Raw genomic sequence first — 17442 nt, 5'->3', positions numbered from 1 at the left:
GGGCAAAGGTTCTGTCGAGTAAGGCCTGGAAATGAGCCTAGCAGGTGAAGCAGACCAGGCTAGTCGGCAGATGTTTCAAATTGGCAGGATGTCGTCAGTGATGACCCCTTCGCGAGCAAGCCCGCTGCCACATTTGAAATACATTCCAATGTGGCAGCGGGCTTGCTCGTGAAGACAGACTGTCAGGCGATGAAGATCAAGCGCCGGGGACGAAGTGCTTCTGCGCCGTGCCGCGGGCGATCAGGCGGGAGATGTAGTCGAGTTTCTGCGCATCCTGGTCGACGAAGCGAAAGGTCAGTTGCAGCCAGTCGCTGTCGGCTTTCTGCTCAAAAGCGACGATGGCATGCAGGTAGCCATTGAGGCGGGCGATTTCGGCGTTGTCGCCCTGCTCCAGGTCGAGCACGGCGCTGTCGAGGATCTGCGGCAGGGTGTCGGTGCGCTTCACCACCAACAGCGCTTCCTTGATGCTCAGGGCCTTGATCACGCATTGCTGGTTGCCGCTGGGCAGGCGCAACTGGCCCTGACCTCGACCGCCAGCCGGCGCTGCCGAGGCGGCGGGCGCTTTGACCGGCGGGCTGTTGAGCAAACCACGGGATGGCGCGGCGGCTGGCGCGGGTGCAGCAGCGGCGGGTTTGGCAAACGGGTTGACCGCAGCGGCCGTCGGAGCACCACCGACCACGGCAGGTTTGCCGCCGGTCAGTGCGCTCAGGGAGTCGTTGCCGAACGCCGAGTTCATCTTGGTCGGTGCGCTGTTCATCAGGGTATCGAGCTTGCCGACCTTGTTCAGCGCCTGCTTGACCTTGGTCAGCAGTTGCTCGTTGGTGAACGGCTTGCTGACATAGCCCGAAACGCCAGCCTGAATCGCCTGCACCACGTTCTCTTTGTCGCCACGGCTGGTCACCATGACAAACGGCATGGTCTTGAGATTGTCCTGTTGACGGCACCAGGTCAGCAGTTCGAGACCGGACATTTCCGGCATTTCCCAGTCGCACAGAACCAGGTCGAAGGCTTCCTTGGCCAGCATGGCCTGAGCCTTTTTACCGTTGACGGCATCCTCGGTGCGGATCCCCGGGAAGTAATTACGCAGGCACTTTTTCACCAGGTCACGAATGAACGACGCATCGTCCACGACCAACACACTGATTTTGCTCATCCAACACCCCTATAAAAATCCCGGCAAGCATAACGCTGGCTGATGGCACATTGCCAAAACTCTTCAGTCACGCCGGGACTTTTCGTTCGCGGGTGCTGCTTTTTTATCCGAACACCTAAATAAAAACGCCCGGCCAAAGGGCCGGGCGCTTTTCTCAGGCAATCTTACTTATCGTCAGCAACGCCCGGAACATTAGCGGTTTCGCCGCTTGTGCCCTGAACTTCTTCCTTCATGCGCTTGAGGCCCATGTGGCGAACGTCGGTGCCGCGCACCAGATAGATCACCAGTTCCGAGATGTTGCGCGCGTGGTCACCGATACGCTCCAGCGAACGCAGCACCCAGATGATGCTCAAGACCCGCGAGATAGAGCGTGGGTCTTCCATCATGTAGGTTGCCAGCTCGCGCAGTGCCGTTTTGTATTCGCGGTCGATGACTTTGTCGTACTGCGCCACCGACAACGCCAGATCGGCGTCGAAACGGGCAAACGCATCCAAGGCATCACGCACCATGTTGCGCACCTGGTCACCGATGTGGCGCACCTCAACGTAACCGCGCGGCGCCTCGCCCTCTTCGCACAGCTGGATGGCGCGGCGGGCAATCTTGGTGGCCTCGTCGCCGATGCGCTCCAGGTCGATCACCGACTTGGAGATGCTGATGATCAGACGCAGGTCGGAGGCCGCTGGCTGACGACGGGCCAGAATGCGCAGGCATTCTTCGTCGATGTTGCGCTCCATCTGGTTGATCTGATCGTCGATTTCGCGTACCTGCTGGGCCAGGCCGGAGTCGGCTTCGATCAGCGCTGTGACGGCGTCGTTGACCTGTTTCTCGACCAGTCCGCCCATGGCCAGGAGGTGGCTGCGCACTTCCTCCAGTTCAGCGTTGAACTGCGCGGAAATGTGATGAGTGAGGCCTTCCTTAGAAATCATTGTGTTCGCTCCGCAAAAGCTTTTACCAAGAGCTGCAAGCTACAAGCTGCAAGCTGATTTGTGTCGTACTCGAACCGCTCTCGCTTGCCGCTTGAAGCTCGCGGCTCGCAGCTGCCTCAATCAACCATAACGACCGGTAATGTAGTCTTCGGTCTGCTTCTTCGCCGGGTTGGTGAACAGCGTATCGGTGTCGCCGAATTCCACCAGTTTGCCCATGTACATGAAGGCCGTGTAGTCGGACACCCGCGCCGCCTGCTGCATGTTGTGGGTCACGATGACGATGGTGAATTTGGATTTCAATTCGTAGATCAGCTCTTCGACTTTGAGGGTCGATATCGGATCGAGAGCCGAGCACGGTTCGTCGAGCAGCAGTACTTCGGGCTCAACCGCGATGGTGCGGGCAATCACCAGACGCTGCTGCTGACCACCGGACAGGCCCAGTGCCGATTCGTGCAGACGGTCTTTGACTTCGTCCCACAGCGCCGCGCCTTTCAACGCCCACTCAACGGCTTCGTCGAGGATGCGCTTCTTGTTGATCCCTTGAATGCGCAGGCCGTAAACCACGTTTTCATAGATGGTTTTCGGGAACGGGTTCGGCTTCTGGAACACCATGCCGACGCGACGACGCAGTTCGGCAACGTCTTCGCCCTTGCGATAGATGTTGTTGCCGTACAGGTTGATCGCGCCTTCTACGCGGCAACCGTCAACCAGGTCGTTCATGCGATTGAAGGTACGCAGCAACGTCGACTTGCCGCAGCCGGACGGGCCGATGAAGGCCGTCACGCGCTGTTTCGGGATGTTCATGCTGACGTCGAACAGTGCTTGTTTGTCGCCGTAGTACAGGCTCAGGCCCGGCACTTCGATGGCAACGGTTTCCTGCTCGAGGCTCAGGCTCTGCTTGTCGCGGCCCAGGGCAGACATGTTGATGCCGTGGGTATGTGTTTCGTGCTGCATGGGAGGCTCCCTGTGCTAACAAATTCGGTTCGTTGAACCGCTGGAAAACGCCAGCGGGTTACTCAAATTCTGTATCTGTCGCGACTCCTGTGGGAGCTGGCTTGCCAGCGATTGCATCACCGAGGTGTCAATGAAACACCGCATCGCCTGCATCGCTGGCAAGCCAGCTCCCACAAGGTTTGTGTTAACTGTCCAACGCTTTGTACTTTTCGCGCAGGTGGTTACGAATCCACACCGCCGACAGGTTCAACGTGGCGATCACCAACACCAGCAACAGCGCCGTGGCGTACACCAGCGGGCGGGCTGCTTCGACGTTCGGGCTCTGGAAGCCGACGTCATAAATGTGGAAGCCCAAGTGCATGATCTTCTGATCCAGGTGCAGGTACGGGTAGTTGCCGTCCATCGGCAGCGACGGCGCCAGTTTCACCACACCCACCAGCATCAGCGGCGCCACTTCACCGGCGGCGCGAGCCACGGCGAGGATCATGCCGGTCATCATGGCCGGGCTGGCCATTGGCAGGACGATCTTCCACAAGGTTTCAGCCTTGGTCGCGCCAAGCGCTAGCGAGCCTTCGCGCACCGTGCGTGGAATCCGCGCCAGCCCTTCTTCAGTCGCCACGATCACCACCGGCACTGCCAGCAGCGCCAGGGTCAACGAAGCCCAGAGCAGGCCCGGCGTACCGAAGGTCGGTGCCGGCAGCGCTTCGGGGAAGAACAAGCGGTCAACCGAGCCACCCAGTACATAAACAAAGAAGCCCAGACCAAACACGCCGTAAACGATCGCCGGTACGCCGGCGAGGTTGTTCACCGCGATACGGATGATCCGCGTCAGGGCGTTCTGCTTGGCGTATTCACGCAGGTACACCGCCGCCAACACGCCGAACGGGGTCACGATCATCGCCATGATCAGGGTCATCATCACGGTGCCGAAAATCGCCGGGAAAATCCCGCCTTCGGTGTTCGCTTCACGCGGATCTTCCGACAGGAATTCCCAAACCTTGGCGAAGTAGAAGCGAATCTTGGTGAACGTACCCATCGCATTCGGCTGGTAGGCGTGAACCACTTTGCCCAGGCCGATTTCAATCTCTTTGCCGTTGGCATCACGAGCGGTCAAGGCATCACGGTTGAACTGGGCATGCAGATCGGACAGGCGTGCTTCAACGTCCTGATAACGAGCGTTAAGTTCGGCGCGCTCGGATTCCATGTCCGCTTGTGCGGTGGCGTCAAGTTTGCCTTCCAGTTCCAGTTTACGGCCGTGCAGACGGATGCGCTCCAACCCTGCGTTGATCGCGCCGATGTCAGTCTTTTCCAGCGACTTCAGTTGCTTGGCAAGCCCGCTCACGCGGTCGATCCGCGCCTGCAGCTCAGGCCATGCAGCCTCGCCCTCGGCGATCACCTTACCGTCCTGTTTGACGTTGACCAGGTAGCCGTAGAAATTGCCCCACTCACGACGCTCGATCGCCATCAGCTCCGGCGGCGACGTCTGGTTAGTCAGCCACTCGCCGACGATCCAGGTGAAGTCGTTGCCGTTCAGATCACGGTTACCGACCTTGATCAGCTCACGGGTCATGAACTCCGGGCCCTGATCAGGCACTGGCAAACCAGCGCTCTTGAGGCGGGCACGCGGCACTTCTTCTTTCTGCACCACTTCGCCGATGACCAGGTGATTGGCCTGGCCCGGCACGTCGTAGTTGGCACGGATCAGATCCGCCGGCCAGAAGTGACCCAGACCGCGCACGGCAATCACCGCCAGCAGGCCAATGGTCATGATGACCGCGATGGACACCGCGCCACCGCTGATCCAGACGCCAGGGGCGCCGCTCTTGAACCATCCATTCAGGGAGTTCTGTTTCACAGACTTCTACCTTTGCTTAAAGCGACGAGTATTTCTTGCGCAGACGCTGACGAATCAGTTCTGCCAGGGTGTTCATGATGAAGGTGAACAACAGCAGCACCAGCGCCGAGAGGAACAGCACGCGGTAGTGGCTGCCGCCGACTTCCGACTCCGGCATTTCCACTGCCACGTTGGCCGCCAGCGTACGCAGACCTTCGAACAGGTTCAGCTCCATGACCGGGGTGTTACCGGTGGCCATCAGCACGATCATGGTTTCCCCGACCGCACGGCCCATGCCGATCATCAATGCCGAGAAGATGCCCGGGCTTGCGGTGAGGATGACCACGCGGGTCATGGTCTGCCACGGTGTGGCACCCAGCGCCAGCGAGCCAAGGGTCAAGCCGCGCGGCACGCTGAACACGGCATCTTCAGCAATCGAGTAGATGTTCGGGATCACCGCGAAACCCATGGCCAGACCAACCACCAGTGCGTTGCGCTGGTCGTAGGTGATGCCCAGGTCGTGGGAGATCCACATGCGCATGTCACCGCCGAAGAACCAGTTCTCCATGAACGGGCTCATGTACAGCGACAGCCAGCCCACAAACAGGATCACCGGAATCAGCAGCGCACTTTCCCAGCCGTCCGGCACTTTCAGGCGGATGGCTTCAGGCAGACGGCTGAAGGTGAACCCGGCTACCAGAATGCCGATCGGTAGCAGCATCAGCAGGCTGAAGATGCCCGGTAAATGCCCTTCCACATAAGGTGCGAGAAACAGACCGGCGAAGAAACCGAGGATCACCGTCGGCATCGCTTCCATCAACTCGATCACCGGTTTGACCTTGCGGCGCAAGCTCGGGGCCATGAAGTACGCGGTGTAGATCGCAGCGGCAACGGCCAGCGGTGCCGCCAATAGCATGGCGTAGAACGCTGCCTTGAGCGTACCGAAGGTCAGTGGCGCCAGGCTCATCTTGGGTTCGAAATCAGTGTTGGCGGCGGTCGATTGCCAGACGTATTTAGGCTCGTCGTAGTTTTCGTACCAGACCTTGCTCCACAACGCGCTCCAGGACACCTCCGGGTGCGGGTTGTCGAGCAGCAGCGGTTGCAGCTTGCCGCCCGCTTCGACAATCACACGGTTGGCGCGAGGCGACAGACCAAACAAGCCTTGGCCGTCGACCACTTGATCGACCAGCAAAGTGCGGTGTGCGGTGCTGTGGAACACGCCGAGCTTGCCGCTGGCATCCAGGGCGAGAAAGCCCTTGCGACGCTCTTCAGCGGTGATTTCAACGATCGGTGCAGTGCCCATCTGGAAGGTGCGAATCTGCTTAAGGCGCAGTTCACCGTCGGTGTCGCGAGCCATGAACCACTGGGCCAGACCACCATTGGAATCACCGACGATCAGCGAAATACCGCCCACCAACTGGGCCGTCGCAGTCACTTGCGCATCGCCGTTTTCCAGCAGTTTGTAACGACCATTGAGACTCTTGTCGCGCAGGCTGAACACGTCGGCCTGGGCACGCCCGTTGACCACGTACAGCCACTGCTGGCGCGGGTCGACGAAAATGTTTTTCACCGGCTCAGTCATCTGCGGCAGATCGATACGCTTCTGCTCGTTGGTGACTTCGCCGGTCATCATGTTTTCTTCGCTGGTCAGCGACAGCACATTGAGTTGCGAACCGGTGGAGCCGACCAGCATCAAGGTCGAATCGGAGGCATTGAGGCTGACGTGCTCCAGCGCACCGCCGCTTTCGTTCAGCGCGATCGGCGTGTCGCCATAGGGATATTCGATGGCTGGGGTGATGGTTTTCTTGCCATCGGGGTAGCTGACTTTATAGGTGTGGCGGAACACCAGCACCTGGCCGTTGGACAGGCCCACGGCGACCAGCGGATGACCTGGCTGGTCTTTGGCGATGGACGTCACCGTTGCACCTGCCGGCACCGGCAGATCGACACGCTTCAACTCAGCGCCACTGTCGATATCGAAGAACAGCGCCTGACCTTTGTCGGAAACGCGCATGGCCACCTTATTCTGCTCTTCGAGCGAAATCATCAGTGGCTTGCCAGCGTCCTGCATCCAGGCTGGGGTGATTGCATCTTTCGCGGTCAGGTCGGCACCTTTGAACAGCGGGGCAACCACATAGGCGAGGAAGAAGAAAATCAGCGTGATGGCCGCCAGCACTGCCAGGCCGCCAATCAGGACGTACCAGCGAGTGAGGCGATCCTTGAGCGCGCGAATACGGCGCTTGCGTTGCAGCTCAGGCGTATTGAAATCAATGCGCTTGGGAGGGGAAGTCGTAGTCATTGTGGAGTTGGCCAGATCATTCATGCGCTCACCCTAGCGATCCTGTATGACAGAAAGATGACAATGCAGTGACGCACCAAATCCACCCCCAGCGGGTACTGGAGGCGGATCGAAAATTTGAGGTGTGTAAAAGGCCGGTCTGCGGGCAGATCCGGCCTTTCACTTGAGCCCGGTGGGGTTCACCCCGGGCTCAATTTGTTACTTCTTAGCGACAGCGCCGCCTTCTTGCAGACCCAGGTCAGCCAGTGCTTTTGCAGCAACCTTGGCCGGCAGTGGGATGTAACCGTCTTTCACAACCACTTCCTGGCCTTGTTTGGACAGCACCAGTTTCACGAACTCAGCTTCCAGCGGGGCCAAAGGCTTGTTCGGGGCTTTGTTGACGTAAACGTAGAGGAAACGCGACAGCGGATACTTGCCGTTCAGGGCGTTTTCTTCACTGTCTTCGATGAAGTCAGTGCTGCCTTTCTTGGCCAGGGCCACGGTTTTCACGCTAGCGGTTTTGTAGCCGATGCCCGAGTAACCGATGCCGTTCAGCGAGGAGCTGATCGACTGCACGACCGAAGCCGAGCCTGGTTGTTCGTTGACGTTTGGCTTGTAGTCGCCTTTGCACAGGGCTTCTTCTTTGAAGTAGCCGTAGGTGCCGGATACCGAGTTACGACCGAACAGTTGCACTGGCTTGTTGGCCAGGTCGCCGGTCACACCCAGGTCGCCCCAGGTTTTGACGTCGGCTTTGGCGCCGCACAGACGGGTGGACGAGAAGATCGCGTCAACCTGTTCCATGGTCAGGTGCTGGATCGGGTTGTCCTTGTGAACGAAGACCGCCAGGGCGTCCACAGCAACCGGGATAGCGGTTGGCTTGTAGCCGTACTTCTGCTCGAAGGCAGCCAGTTCGGTGTCCTTCATCTTGCGGCTCATAGGGCCCAGGTTCGAAGTACCTTCAGTCAGCGCAGGTGGCGCTGTAGCGGAACCGGCAGCCTGAATCTGGATGTTGACGTTCGGGTATTCTTTTTTGTAGTTCTCAGCCCAGAGGGTCATGAGGTTAGCCAGGGTATCGGAGCCAACGCTGGACAGGTTGCCCGATACACCGGTGACTTTGCTGTACGCCGGAATTGCCGGGTCAACGCCAGCGGCTACCGCGTGGGCAGTCGCTACGCCAGCAGCGACAAAAGTCATTGCCGCCATCAAACGCTTCAGTTTCATGCCTTACTCCTAGCAGATAGGGGGTGTTAAGTCGGGGCCAAGTATCAGCAGGCCGTGTGAACACTCTATGGCTGAAATATGACAATTGGATGAAAGGCCAGCATTGGTTTTTTAGTGATTGATTCGCGGCGCCCCATTCGCGAGCAAGCCCGCTCCCACACTTTGAAATGCATTCCAAATGTGGGAGCGGCGGTGCGACTTGCTCGCGAAGGCGTCAGAACAATCGATGAAGTGTCGGGATCAGCGGCCCTTCTTCCAGAGCCACGCGCCCACCACAATCCCCACCGCGCAGAGCACCACCACATAATAAGCCGGGCCCATCGCGCTTTTTTTCAGCAGCAGGCTGACCACCATCGGCGTCAGACCACCGAAGATCGCGTACGCCACGTTGTACGAGAACGACAGGCCACTGAAGCGCACCGCCGGCGGGAACGCTTTGACCATCACATAGGGCACCGCACCGATGGTGCCGACCAGAAATCCGGTCAACGCGTACAGCGGGAACAACCAGTCAGGGTGATCGGCGAGGCTGTGATAGAAGGTCCAGGAACTGATCAACAAGCCCAGGCAACCGAAGACAAACACACGGCCGGCGCCAAAACGATCCGCCAGGGCGCCGGAAATGATGCAACCGATGCTCAGGAATACGATGGCCAGGCTGTTCGATTGCAGCGCTGTGGTTGGCGAGAAGTGATAGACCGTTTGCAGTACGGTCGGGGTCATCAGGATCACCACGACGACCCCGGCGGACAGCAACCAGGTCAGCAGCATCGAGATTGCAATCGCCCCGCGATGATCACGCAGCACCGCACGCAACGGCACTTCTTCGGCCAGCGCCTTGCGCAATTGCAACTCGGCGAACACCGGGGTTTCGTGCAGCCAGCGACGCAGGTAAACCGAGAACAGGCCGAACACGCCACCGAGCAGGAACGGAATCCGCCAGGCGTAATCCGCGACTTCCACGGGCGTATAAATGCTGTTGATCGCGGTGGCGACCAGCGAGCCGAGCAGGATGCCGGCGGTCAAGCCGCTGGTCAGGGTGCCGCAGGCATAGCCGATGTGCTTTTGCGGCACATGTTCGGAAACGAAGACCCACGCCCCAGGCACCTCACCGCCAATCGCCGCCCCTTGAATCACGCGCATCAGCAGCAACAGGATCGGCGCCCACAGGCCGATTTGCGCATAAGTGGGCAGCAGCCCCATGATCAGGGTCGGCACAGCCATCATGAAAATGCTCAGGGTGAACATCTTCTTGCGACCCAACAGATCGCCGAAATGCGCCATGACGATGCCGCCCAACGGCCGCGCCAGGTAACCGGCGGCGAAGATGCCGAAGGTCTGCATCAGGCGCAGCCACTCTGGCATGTCGGCGGGGAAGAACAGTTTGCCGACCACGGTGGCAAAGAAAACGAAGATGATGAAATCGTAGAACTCCAGCGCGCCCCCCAGGGCAGACAGCGACAGAGTCTTGTAATCATTGCGGGTCAACGGTCGTGCGGGTTGCTCGGACTGCGCGAGGCTCGAGGGCGCTGTGGTCATGGCAAGGGCTTCTCTTATTAGGCGGATCTACCGCCACAACAACGCTGGCTGTGGCTTGAGCAGGTTCGGCACCATAGCAAATTGTTCGAAAAAGCACATAGAGGTGCGTATTTGGCAGTCAAAATCAGAACCGGATGGTCGTCGCGGAGTCTACCGACCGATATACTCGCAACCTTGCTCCGGTTTGTAGGGGGTTGCTGTGCGAAAACGTCGTTGGTCCGCCCTTTGCCTGGGAGCAGCCGATTTCGCAGAGTTTCCCTTTTAGTTGCCTTATGGAAAACGTGACGAACGTAATATGTTCGGTGCTGAATCGTTTTTCCTGAAGACGGCTACCACCCGCAATACCCACAAAGAGTCACGGGTCAGAGGCCCCTCGGCATGATAGAGCTCGAACAAGAAGATCCGATCCCGCAGGGCGATCTGGCCCTGCAAATCACCGCGCTACCGCGTGAAACCAATGGCTTTGGCGATATTTTCGGCGGCTGGCTGGTCGCGCAAATGGACCTGGCCGGCACCGCAATGGCCAGCCGTGTGGCCGGTGGCCGCGTCGCGACCGTCGCCATTGATCGCATGGCGTTCCTGGTGCCAGTGGCCGTTGGCGCGCAATTGTCCTTTTATACACAGACCCTGGAAATCGGCCGCAGCTCGATCCAGATGATGGTCGAAGTGTGGAGCGACGATCCGCTGTCCAGCGAATGGCGTAAAGTCACCGAAGCGGTGTTCGTCTTCGTCGCTATCGACGGCAGCGGTCGCACCCGTTCGGTACCTCCACGCGCACGCTAAACCTCACGGCCGTTTTACGGTCGATAGTTGTCCTTGTTTCTGATCGAGAGCTGTCCCATGAACCCGCCCAACGTTGAAGCCGTGAAACTGGATGAACTGAACTGCTGGCGCATTCGCCACGGTCAGGCCGAAGTGCTGGTGGCCCAGCAAGGCGCGCACATCCTCAGTTATCAGATCGACGGCCAGCCGCCGATCATCTGGCTCAACGACAAGGCCGATTTCAAGACCGGCAAGAGCATCCGCGCCGGTGTGCCGGTGTGCTGGCCGTGGTTCGGCAAGTTCGAACGCAATCCGCAGAGCGTCAAAGCCATGCGCGTCAGTGACGAACCGGCGCCGGCGCATGGTTTGGTAAGGGCGATGGATTGGGCGCTGGGCGGTATCGAAGCCGAGGCCAACGGCATCAATGTCGAGTTCAAGCTGCCCTGCCCCGAAGGCGGATTGCCGGGCTGGCCCCATGAAGTGGATCTGACCCTGACCCTGCGTCTGGATGATCAATTGCACTTCAGCCTGACCAGCCACAACCGGGGCGCCGAGACCGTCAGCCTCAGCCAGGCGCTGCACACGTACTTCGCCGTCAGCGATGTGCGCAATGTGCACGTCGACGGTGTCGATGGCCTGAATTACATCGAGACGCTGGATGACTGGAAGACCGTCACCCAGCAAGGTGATCTGCACTTTGCCGGCGAAACCGACCGCATCTACCTCGACGCCCCGCCACAGCTAAGCATCATCGACCCGACGTGGGAACGGCGTATCGTGCTGACGGCTAAGGGTTCGCGCACCGCTGTGATCTGGAACCCGTGGACCGACCGCGCGGCAGCGCTCAGCGATATGGATAACGATGGCTGGCAGCGCATGCTGTGCATCGAGACCGCGAATGTAATGGATGACGTGGTGAATCTGGCGCCCGGTGCCCTTCACACCATGGGTGTCAGCATCCGCAGCGCACCGCTCTAACCAACACCGGATAACACTGTGGGAGCGGGCTTGCTCGCGAAAGCGTCGTATCAGGCAACATCAATGTGACTGACAGACCGCATTCGCGAGCCAGCCCGCTCACACATTGGGTTCTACGCCAAATCTTAGAGATCAGATTCCTGCACCACCCGCACCTTGTCCGCTTCCAGCGCATACGCCGCATCAGCCAGATCATTGCTGACCTTCTCGATCTTCAGCGTGCCGGTCACCCACAGCGGCGTATAGATGTCATCGAGCTTCAGACCTTTCGGGTAGCGCACCAGCAACAGTTGATTCGGCGGCGGTGGCGGCACATGGATGCACGCGCCCGGATATGGCACGAGGAAGAACAGCGTACCGCGACCCTTGGCGTCGGACTCAAGCGGCACCGGGTATCCGCCAATGCGGATGTGCTTGCCATTCATCGCCGCCACAGTCTTGGTCGAATACATCACCGCCGGCAGACCCTTGGCCTGTTTCATGCCGCCCTTCTCGGTGAAGGTGCCAGTGGCTTCAGGGGAGTTGTGGTCGATTTCAGGCATGGCCTCAAGGGCCTTTTGGTCCGACTTGGGCATCAGTTCCAGCCAGTCGGTTTCCGGCAGTTCGCCGGCGTGGGCCAAACCACTGCCCAGGAAAAGGAGAGTCAACAGAAGACGGCGCATGAAGGTGCTCGGAAAAAGAAAGGAATGAATCGCCGAGCATTCTAGCCCTCCCCGCCCGATTGGCAGAGAGGGCTTTGTCGCTTGGATCAGTTCTTTTTGATCAGGCCGTAGATCACCAGCAACACGATCGCGCCGACCAGCGCGCCGAAGAACCCTGCGCCCTGACCTGCCTGATAGATGCCCAAAGCCTGGCCGCCGTAAGTGGCCGCCAGCGAACCGCCGATACCGAGCAGGATGGTCATGATCCAGCCCATGCTGTCATCGCCCGGTTTCAGGAACCGCGCCAGCAGGCCGACGATCAAGCCGATAAAGATGGTTCCGATAATTCCCATGGCACTTCCCTCTTGATGGTCGATATGCGAAGCCTAGTCAGACTTTCGCATCCTGCCATGAGAGAACGGCGGCCCCTGAATGGTTCCGCCGCTGCCACATGAAAGTGTTTTACTCGGCGATCAGCGTTTGGACCTTGACGATCTGCGCCTGGAGCGTGGCCATGTCGGCGCAACGCAGGTTGGCGTGACCGACCTTGCGTCCGGCCTTGAACGCCTTGCCGTAGTGATGCAGATGGCAATCTTCGATGGCGATGACTTTCTCTACCGGCGGTACGATACCGATGAAGTTGAGCATCGCGCTCTCGCCGACTTTGGCGGTCGAACCCAGCGGCAGGCCGGCAACGGCGCGCAGGTGGTTTTCGAACTGGCTGCACTCGGCGCCTTCGGTGGTCCAGTGCCCGGAGTTGTGCACGCGCGGGGCGATTTCGTTGGCCTTCAGGCCACCGTCGACTTCAAAGAACTCGAACGCCATCACGCCGACGTAATCCAGTTGCTTGAGCACGCGGCTGGAATAGTCTTCGGCCAGCGCTTGCAACGGGTGATCGGTGCTGGCAACGGACAGCTTGAGGATGCCGCTGTCGTGGGTGTTGTGCACCAACGGGTAGAACTTGGTTTCGCCATCGCGAGCGCGCACGGCGATCAGCGAGACTTCACCGGTGAACGGCACGAAGCCTTCCAGCAAACAGGCGACGCTACCGAGTTCGGCGAAAGTGCCGACCACATCTTCAGGCTTGCGCAGGACTTTCTGGCCCTTGCCGTCGTAACCCAGCGTGCGGGTTTTCAGCACGGCCGGCAGACCGATGGAAGCGACGGCGGCGTCCAGATCAGCTTGCGATTGGATGTCGGCGAAGGCTGGGGTTGGAATCCCCAGATCCTTGAACATGCTCTTCTCGAACCAGCGGTCGCGAGCAATGCGCAGGGCTTCAGCGCTCGGGTAGACCGGCACGAATTGCGAGAGAAACGCTACGGTTTCAGCCGGGACGCTTTCGAACTCGAAGGTCACCAAATCGACTTCATCGGCCAACTGGCGCAGATGATCCTGATCGCCGTAATCGGCCCGCAGGTGTTCACCCAACGCCGCGGCGCAAGCGTCCGGCGCTGGGTCGAGGAAAGCGAAGTTCATGCCCAGCGGAGTCCCCGCCAGGGCCAACATACGGCCCAACTGGCCGCCACCGATTACACCGATCTTCATCTCAACAACCTCAGGCAATACGTGGGTCTGGATTGTCCAGGACGCTGTCTGTCTGCTCGGCACGGAAGGTTTTCAGTACCGCGTGGAACTGTGGATGCTTGGCGCCGAGGATGCTCGCCGAGAGCAGGGCCGCGTTGATCGCACCTGCTTTGCCGATGGCCAGAGTGGCGACCGGAATGCCGGCCGGCATCTGCACGATCGACAGCAGCGAGTCGACGCCCGAGAGCATGGCCGACTGCACCGGAACGCCCAGTACCGGCAGGTGGGTCTTGGCCGCACACATGCCTGGCAGGTGAGCTGCGCCACCGGCACCGGCGATAATCACCTCGATACCGCGGCTTTCAGCCTCTTCGGCGTACTGGAACAGCAAATCCGGGGTGCGGTGGGCAGAGACCACTTTGACCTCGTACGGGATGCCGAGCTTTTCCAGCATATCGGCGGTGTGGCTAAGGGTGGACCAATCGGACTTGGAGCCCATGATCACGCCAACCAGTGCACTCATCGTCGCGCCTCTTCTCTCTGGGCGCCCGCAGGCGCGTCAAAAACAACAAGCCACGCAGAATGCGTGGCTTGTTGTAGGAAAAATGGCCGGACGTACCGGCCGAAGGCCGCGCAGTATACCGCAAAGAAAGCAATAAACAGCCCCCTGGGCGACCATCTGTCAAATGACGCAAAGGCCCGGTTTTATTGACTTGAAGGTCAGTCCAGAAACACCGCAAATCCCTTGTGGGAGCTGGCTTGCCAGCGATGACGTCGTGTCAGCAAACATTGAGGGTGACTGGCCAACCGCAATCGCTGGCAAGCCAGCTCCCACAGGGTTATTCGATGGGTTCAGGTGTTTTGTGCGGCGCCACCTTCTAGCTTGCGCCACAGCAGACGGACGTTGGCCTTGCGCACCAGTGCGCAGCGGTACAGACGAATCTCCAGTGGCACATGCCATTGCGGGCCGCCGCACACAACGAGTTCACCGCGTGCCAGTTCGGCACGCACGCTCAGTTGTGGCACCCAGGCAATGCCGAGGCCTTCCAGCGCCATGCTTTTCAGGCTGTCGGCCATGGCGGTTTCATAAATGGTGGTAAACCGCAGCTGACGCTGGCGCAGCAAACCGTTCACAGAGCGTCCGAGAAAAGCCCCGGCGCTGTAGGCGAGCAGCGGCACGCTGGCTTCACCTTCCAGATCGAACAGCGGTTTGCCATCGGCATCCGCCGCGCACACCGGCAACATTTCGGTCTGGCCCAAATGCAGCGACGGGAAAATCTCCGGGTCCATCTGCATCGCCGCGTCCGGGTCATAGAACGCCAGCATCAGATCGCAACCACCCTCGCGCAACGCATGCACGGCGTCGCCGACGTTGGTCGCCACCAACCGCGTGGCAATGTTCAGCCCTTCGTTGCGCAACTGCGCGATCCAGCGCGGAAAGAAGCCCAACGCCAGCGAGTGAGCGGCAGCAACCTGCATCACCTCGCCCTGCCCGCCTTCCAGATGATGCAGATGGCGCAGCACTTCGCCGAGTTGTTCGACCACAGTACGCGCGGTCACCAGAAACAACTGCCCTGCCGCCGTCAGCTCGACCGGCGTGCGCGAGCGGTTGACCAACGTCAGCCCCAGCGCCGCCTCAAGGCTGCGGATCCGTCGACTGAAGGCCGGCTGGGTCACGAAGCGCCGCTCGGCGGCCTGCGAGAAGCTGCGGGTGGCGGCCAGAGCACTGAAGTCCTCAAGCCATTTGCTTTCCAGATTCATCACGTCCTCCCGGACACGCACCAAAACAGGTCACACGTCTGCCGCGCACGCGGCGTCACACGGGCATTATGCCGAATGTGCATAGGCCAGTGCTGAACAGCATTGGCCCAAAATGCCCCACAAGCCTAGCATTCGCAGCGTTCCGGCACAGACCGGGTCCATATTGAGATGATTTCTATCATGTCCTCCGCTGCATCTTTCCGCACAGAAAACGACCTGCTTGGCGCCCTCGAAGTACCGGCTCAAGCGTATTACGGCATCCAGACCCTGCGAGCGGTGAACAACTTCCGCCTCTCGGGCGTTCCGATTTCGCATTACCCGAAACTGGTTGTCGGTCTGGCGATGGTCAAACAGGCCGCCGCTGACGCCAACCGAGAGTTGGGTCATCTGAGCGAAGCCAAGCACGCTGCCATCAGCGAAGCCTGTGCCCGATTGATCCGCGGTGATTTCCACGAAGAGTTCGTGGTCGACATGATTCAAGGTGGCGCCGGTACTTCCACCAACATGAACGCCAACGAAGTGATCGCCAACATTGCGCTCGAAGCAATGGGTCACCAGAAAGGCGAGTACCAGTACCTGCACCCGAACGACGACGTGAACATGGCGCAGTCGACCAACGACGCCTACCCGACCGCGATCCGTCTGGGTCTGCTGCTGGGCCACGACTCGCTGCTGGCCAGCCTCGACAGCCTGATCAAGGCATTCGCAGCCAAGGGTGAAGAATTCAACCACGTCCTGAAAATGGGCCGCACCCAACTGCAAGACGCCGTGCCGATGACCCTCGGCCAGGAATTCCGTGCCTTCGCCACCACCATGGGCGAAGACCTGGCCCGTCTGAAGACGCTGGCCCCGGAACTGCTGACTGAAGTGAACCTGGGCGGTACCGCCATTGGTACCGGCATCAACGCCGACCCACGCTATCAGGCCCTGGCTGTCCAGCGTCTGGCGCTGATCAGCGGTCAACCGCTGGTGCCCGCCGCCGACCTGATCGAAGCCACCTCCGACATGGGCGCCTTCGTGCTGTTCTCCGGCATGCTCAAGCGCACCGCGGTCAAGCTGTCGAAGATCTGCAACGACCTGCGCCTGCTGTCCAGCGGCCCGCGCACCGGCATCAACGAAATCAACCTGCCGGCACGTCAGCCAGGCAGCTCGATCATGCCAGGCAAGGTCAACCCGGTTATTCCGGAAGCCGTGAACCAGGTGGCCTTCCAGGTCATCGGTAACGACTTGGCGCTGACCATGGCAGCCGAAGGCGGCCAACTGCAACTGAACGTGATGGAGCCGCTGATCGCCTTCAAGATCCTCGACTCGATCCGCCTGCTGCAGCGCGCCATGGACATGCTGCGCGAGCACTGCATCGTCGGCATCACCGCCAACGAAGCGCGCTGCCGCGAACTGGTCGAACACTCGATCGGTCTGGTCACCGCACTGAACCCTTACATCGGCTACAAAAACGCCACCCGCATTGCCCGCATCGCCCTTGAAAGCGGCCGCGGCGTGCTGGAACTGGTGCGCGAAGAAGGTCTGCTCGACGAAGCCATGCTCGCCGACATCCTGCGCCCGGAAAACATGATTGCTCCGCGTCTGGTTCCGCTCAAAGGCTGAACCGACGTGATGTGTGTAGCACCGCTCACCAGGTCGAGGGACTAGACACCTCTCACCTTTTGAGGGCCTGGGGATCAGTCCCCAGGCCCTTTTTTTTAACGCTCTGACCCTGAGACCCGTATGTCTGGGGGTTGCTTCATGTGGGAGCGGGCTTGCTCGCGAAGGCGTCGTGTCAGTCGACCAAAATGAACCTGACACACCGCATTCACGAGCAAGCCCGCACCCACAGACAGCAATCCCTGCACAAGCCCGGCGCCGGTAACGTC

General features: G+C 59.9%; 15 protein-coding genes. 3 read left to right on the top strand and 12 right to left on the bottom strand.

Annotation, left to right across the window (positions count from 1 at the left end; genetic code table 11):
- Nucleotides 1-196: 196 nt before the first annotated feature.
- From ACIOU6_RS06665 to ACIOU6_RS06635, 7 genes are all read right to left on the bottom strand, one after another.
- On the bottom strand, nt 197-1153 hold the full coding sequence (locus ACIOU6_RS06665; protein WP_339431513.1) for a response regulator: 957 nt from the start codon (nt 1151-1153) through the stop codon (nt 197-199).
- A 164-nt stretch (nt 1154-1317) separates the two neighbouring features.
- The gene (gene phoU, locus ACIOU6_RS06660; protein ID WP_221731907.1) at nt 1318-2079 is read right to left on the bottom strand and encodes a phosphate signaling complex protein PhoU; all 762 of its coding nucleotides are present in this window, start codon (nt 2077-2079) and stop codon (nt 1318-1320) included.
- Between the two features lie 120 nt (nt 2080-2199).
- Nucleotides 2200-3033 carry a phosphate ABC transporter ATP-binding protein PstB gene (gene pstB, locus ACIOU6_RS06655; RefSeq protein WP_221731906.1) on the bottom strand — a complete coding sequence of 278 codons (834 nt, stop codon included), beginning with the start codon at nt 3031-3033 and terminating at the stop codon, nt 2200-2202.
- 184 nt (nt 3034-3217) lie between these two features.
- The gene (gene pstA / locus ACIOU6_RS06650) at nt 3218-4888 is read right to left on the bottom strand and encodes a phosphate ABC transporter permease PstA (RefSeq protein WP_221731905.1); all 1671 of its coding nucleotides are present in this window, start codon (nt 4886-4888) and stop codon (nt 3218-3220) included.
- A 16-nt stretch (nt 4889-4904) separates the two neighbouring features.
- Nucleotides 4905-7190 carry an ABC transporter permease subunit gene (locus ACIOU6_RS06645; protein ID WP_221731904.1) on the bottom strand — a complete coding sequence of 762 codons (2286 nt, stop codon included), beginning with the start codon at nt 7188-7190 and terminating at the stop codon, nt 4905-4907.
- 174 nt (nt 7191-7364) lie between these two features.
- Nucleotides 7365-8366, bottom strand: coding sequence for a phosphate ABC transporter substrate-binding protein PstS (locus ACIOU6_RS06640; protein WP_221731903.1), 1002 nt, complete (start codon nt 8364-8366; stop codon nt 7365-7367).
- Nucleotides 8367-8606: 240 nt separating this feature from the next.
- Nucleotides 8607-9905 (bottom strand): MFS transporter, encoded by a 1299-nt coding sequence (locus ACIOU6_RS06635; protein WP_221731902.1) that lies wholly within the window; start codon nt 9903-9905, stop codon nt 8607-8609.
- Between the two features lie 378 nt (nt 9906-10283).
- Between ACIOU6_RS06635 and ACIOU6_RS06630 the strand changes: the two genes are divergently transcribed.
- Both ACIOU6_RS06630 and ACIOU6_RS06625 read left to right on the top strand, forming a co-directional pair.
- On the top strand, nt 10284-10688 hold the full coding sequence (locus ACIOU6_RS06630; protein WP_003229628.1) for an acyl-CoA thioesterase: 405 nt from the start codon (nt 10284-10286) through the stop codon (nt 10686-10688).
- A gap of 57 nt (nt 10689-10745) precedes the next feature.
- On the top strand, nt 10746-11645 hold the full coding sequence (locus tag ACIOU6_RS06625; RefSeq protein ID WP_401134855.1) for a D-hexose-6-phosphate mutarotase: 900 nt from the start codon (nt 10746-10748) through the stop codon (nt 11643-11645).
- Nucleotides 11646-11770: 125 nt separating this feature from the next.
- Here the strand turns inward: ACIOU6_RS06625 and ACIOU6_RS06620 are convergent, their stop codons facing one another.
- The 5 genes from ACIOU6_RS06620 to ACIOU6_RS06600 form a co-directional block, all read right to left on the bottom strand.
- Entirely contained in the window at nt 11771-12307 is a 537-nt protein-coding gene (locus ACIOU6_RS06620; RefSeq protein WP_401134853.1) for a DUF3299 domain-containing protein, read from the bottom strand.
- Between the two features lie 86 nt (nt 12308-12393).
- Nucleotides 12394-12639, bottom strand: a complete 246-nt coding sequence (locus tag ACIOU6_RS06615) for a GlsB/YeaQ/YmgE family stress response membrane protein (protein ID WP_217829170.1) — start codon at nt 12637-12639, stop codon at nt 12394-12396.
- A gap of 109 nt (nt 12640-12748) precedes the next feature.
- Nucleotides 12749-13831 carry a 5-(carboxyamino)imidazole ribonucleotide synthase gene (locus tag ACIOU6_RS06610; protein WP_401134850.1) on the bottom strand — a complete coding sequence of 361 codons (1083 nt, stop codon included), beginning with the start codon at nt 13829-13831 and terminating at the stop codon, nt 12749-12751.
- 10 nt (nt 13832-13841) lie between these two features.
- Complete coding sequence (gene purE, locus ACIOU6_RS06605; protein ID WP_007920220.1) at nt 13842-14333, bottom strand: 5-(carboxyamino)imidazole ribonucleotide mutase; 492 nt, start codon at nt 14331-14333, stop codon at nt 13842-13844.
- A 329-nt stretch (nt 14334-14662) separates the two neighbouring features.
- Complete coding sequence (locus ACIOU6_RS06600; protein ID WP_221731898.1) at nt 14663-15571, bottom strand: LysR substrate-binding domain-containing protein; 909 nt, start codon at nt 15569-15571, stop codon at nt 14663-14665.
- 180 nt (nt 15572-15751) lie between these two features.
- On the opposite strand from ACIOU6_RS06600, the gene aspA reads away from it, so the two are divergent.
- Nucleotides 15752-17176 carry an aspartate ammonia-lyase gene (gene aspA, locus ACIOU6_RS06595; RefSeq protein WP_221731897.1) on the top strand — a complete coding sequence of 475 codons (1425 nt, stop codon included), beginning with the start codon at nt 15752-15754 and terminating at the stop codon, nt 17174-17176.
- The last annotated feature ends 266 nt before the right edge of the window (nt 17177-17442 follow it).

It is taken from the genome of Pseudomonas sp. NPDC087615 (assembly GCF_044743445.1).
GTDB lineage: Bacteria > Pseudomonadota > Gammaproteobacteria > Pseudomonadales > Pseudomonadaceae > Aquipseudomonas > Aquipseudomonas baetica_A.
This window is presented reverse-complemented; position numbering and strand designations above follow the sequence as displayed.

What these genes read in the sequence shown, in the direction of transcription:
- ACIOU6_RS06665 (WP_339431513.1), bottom strand. Translation starts at nt 1,153, where the DNA reads ATGAGCAAAATCAGTGTGTTGGTCGTGGACGATGCGTCGTTCATTCGT.
- phoU (WP_221731907.1), bottom strand. Translation starts at nt 2,079, where the DNA reads ATGATTTCTAAGGAAGGCCTCACTCATCACATTTCCGCGCAGTTCAAC.
- pstB (WP_221731906.1), bottom strand. Translation starts at nt 3,033, where the DNA reads ATGCAGCACGAAACACATACCCACGGCATCAACATGTCTGCCCTGGGC.
- ACIOU6_RS06645 (WP_221731904.1), bottom strand. Translation starts at nt 7,190, where the DNA reads ATGAATGATCTGGCCAACTCCACAATGACTACGACTTCCCCTCCCAAG.
- ACIOU6_RS06640 (WP_221731903.1), bottom strand. Translation starts at nt 8,366, where the DNA reads ATGAAACTGAAGCGTTTGATGGCGGCAATGACTTTTGTCGCTGCTGGC.
- ACIOU6_RS06635 (WP_221731902.1), bottom strand. Translation starts at nt 9,905, where the DNA reads ATGACCACAGCGCCCTCGAGCCTCGCGCAGTCCGAGCAACCCGCACGA.
- ACIOU6_RS06630 (WP_003229628.1), top strand. Translation starts at nt 10,284, where the DNA reads ATGATAGAGCTCGAACAAGAAGATCCGATCCCGCAGGGCGATCTGGCC.
- ACIOU6_RS06625 (WP_401134855.1), top strand. Translation starts at nt 10,746, where the DNA reads ATGAACCCGCCCAACGTTGAAGCCGTGAAACTGGATGAACTGAACTGC.
- ACIOU6_RS06620 (WP_401134853.1), bottom strand. Translation starts at nt 12,307, where the DNA reads ATGCGCCGTCTTCTGTTGACTCTCCTTTTCCTGGGCAGTGGTTTGGCC.
- ACIOU6_RS06615 (WP_217829170.1), bottom strand. Translation starts at nt 12,639, where the DNA reads ATGGGAATTATCGGAACCATCTTTATCGGCTTGATCGTCGGCCTGCTG.
- ACIOU6_RS06610 (WP_401134850.1), bottom strand. Translation starts at nt 13,831, where the DNA reads ATGAAGATCGGTGTAATCGGTGGCGGCCAGTTGGGCCGTATGTTGGCC.
- purE (WP_007920220.1), bottom strand. Translation starts at nt 14,333, where the DNA reads ATGAGTGCACTGGTTGGCGTGATCATGGGCTCCAAGTCCGATTGGTCC.
- ACIOU6_RS06600 (WP_221731898.1), bottom strand. Translation starts at nt 15,571, where the DNA reads ATGAATCTGGAAAGCAAATGGCTTGAGGACTTCAGTGCTCTGGCCGCC.
- aspA (WP_221731897.1), top strand. Translation starts at nt 15,752, where the DNA reads ATGTCCTCCGCTGCATCTTTCCGCACAGAAAACGACCTGCTTGGCGCC.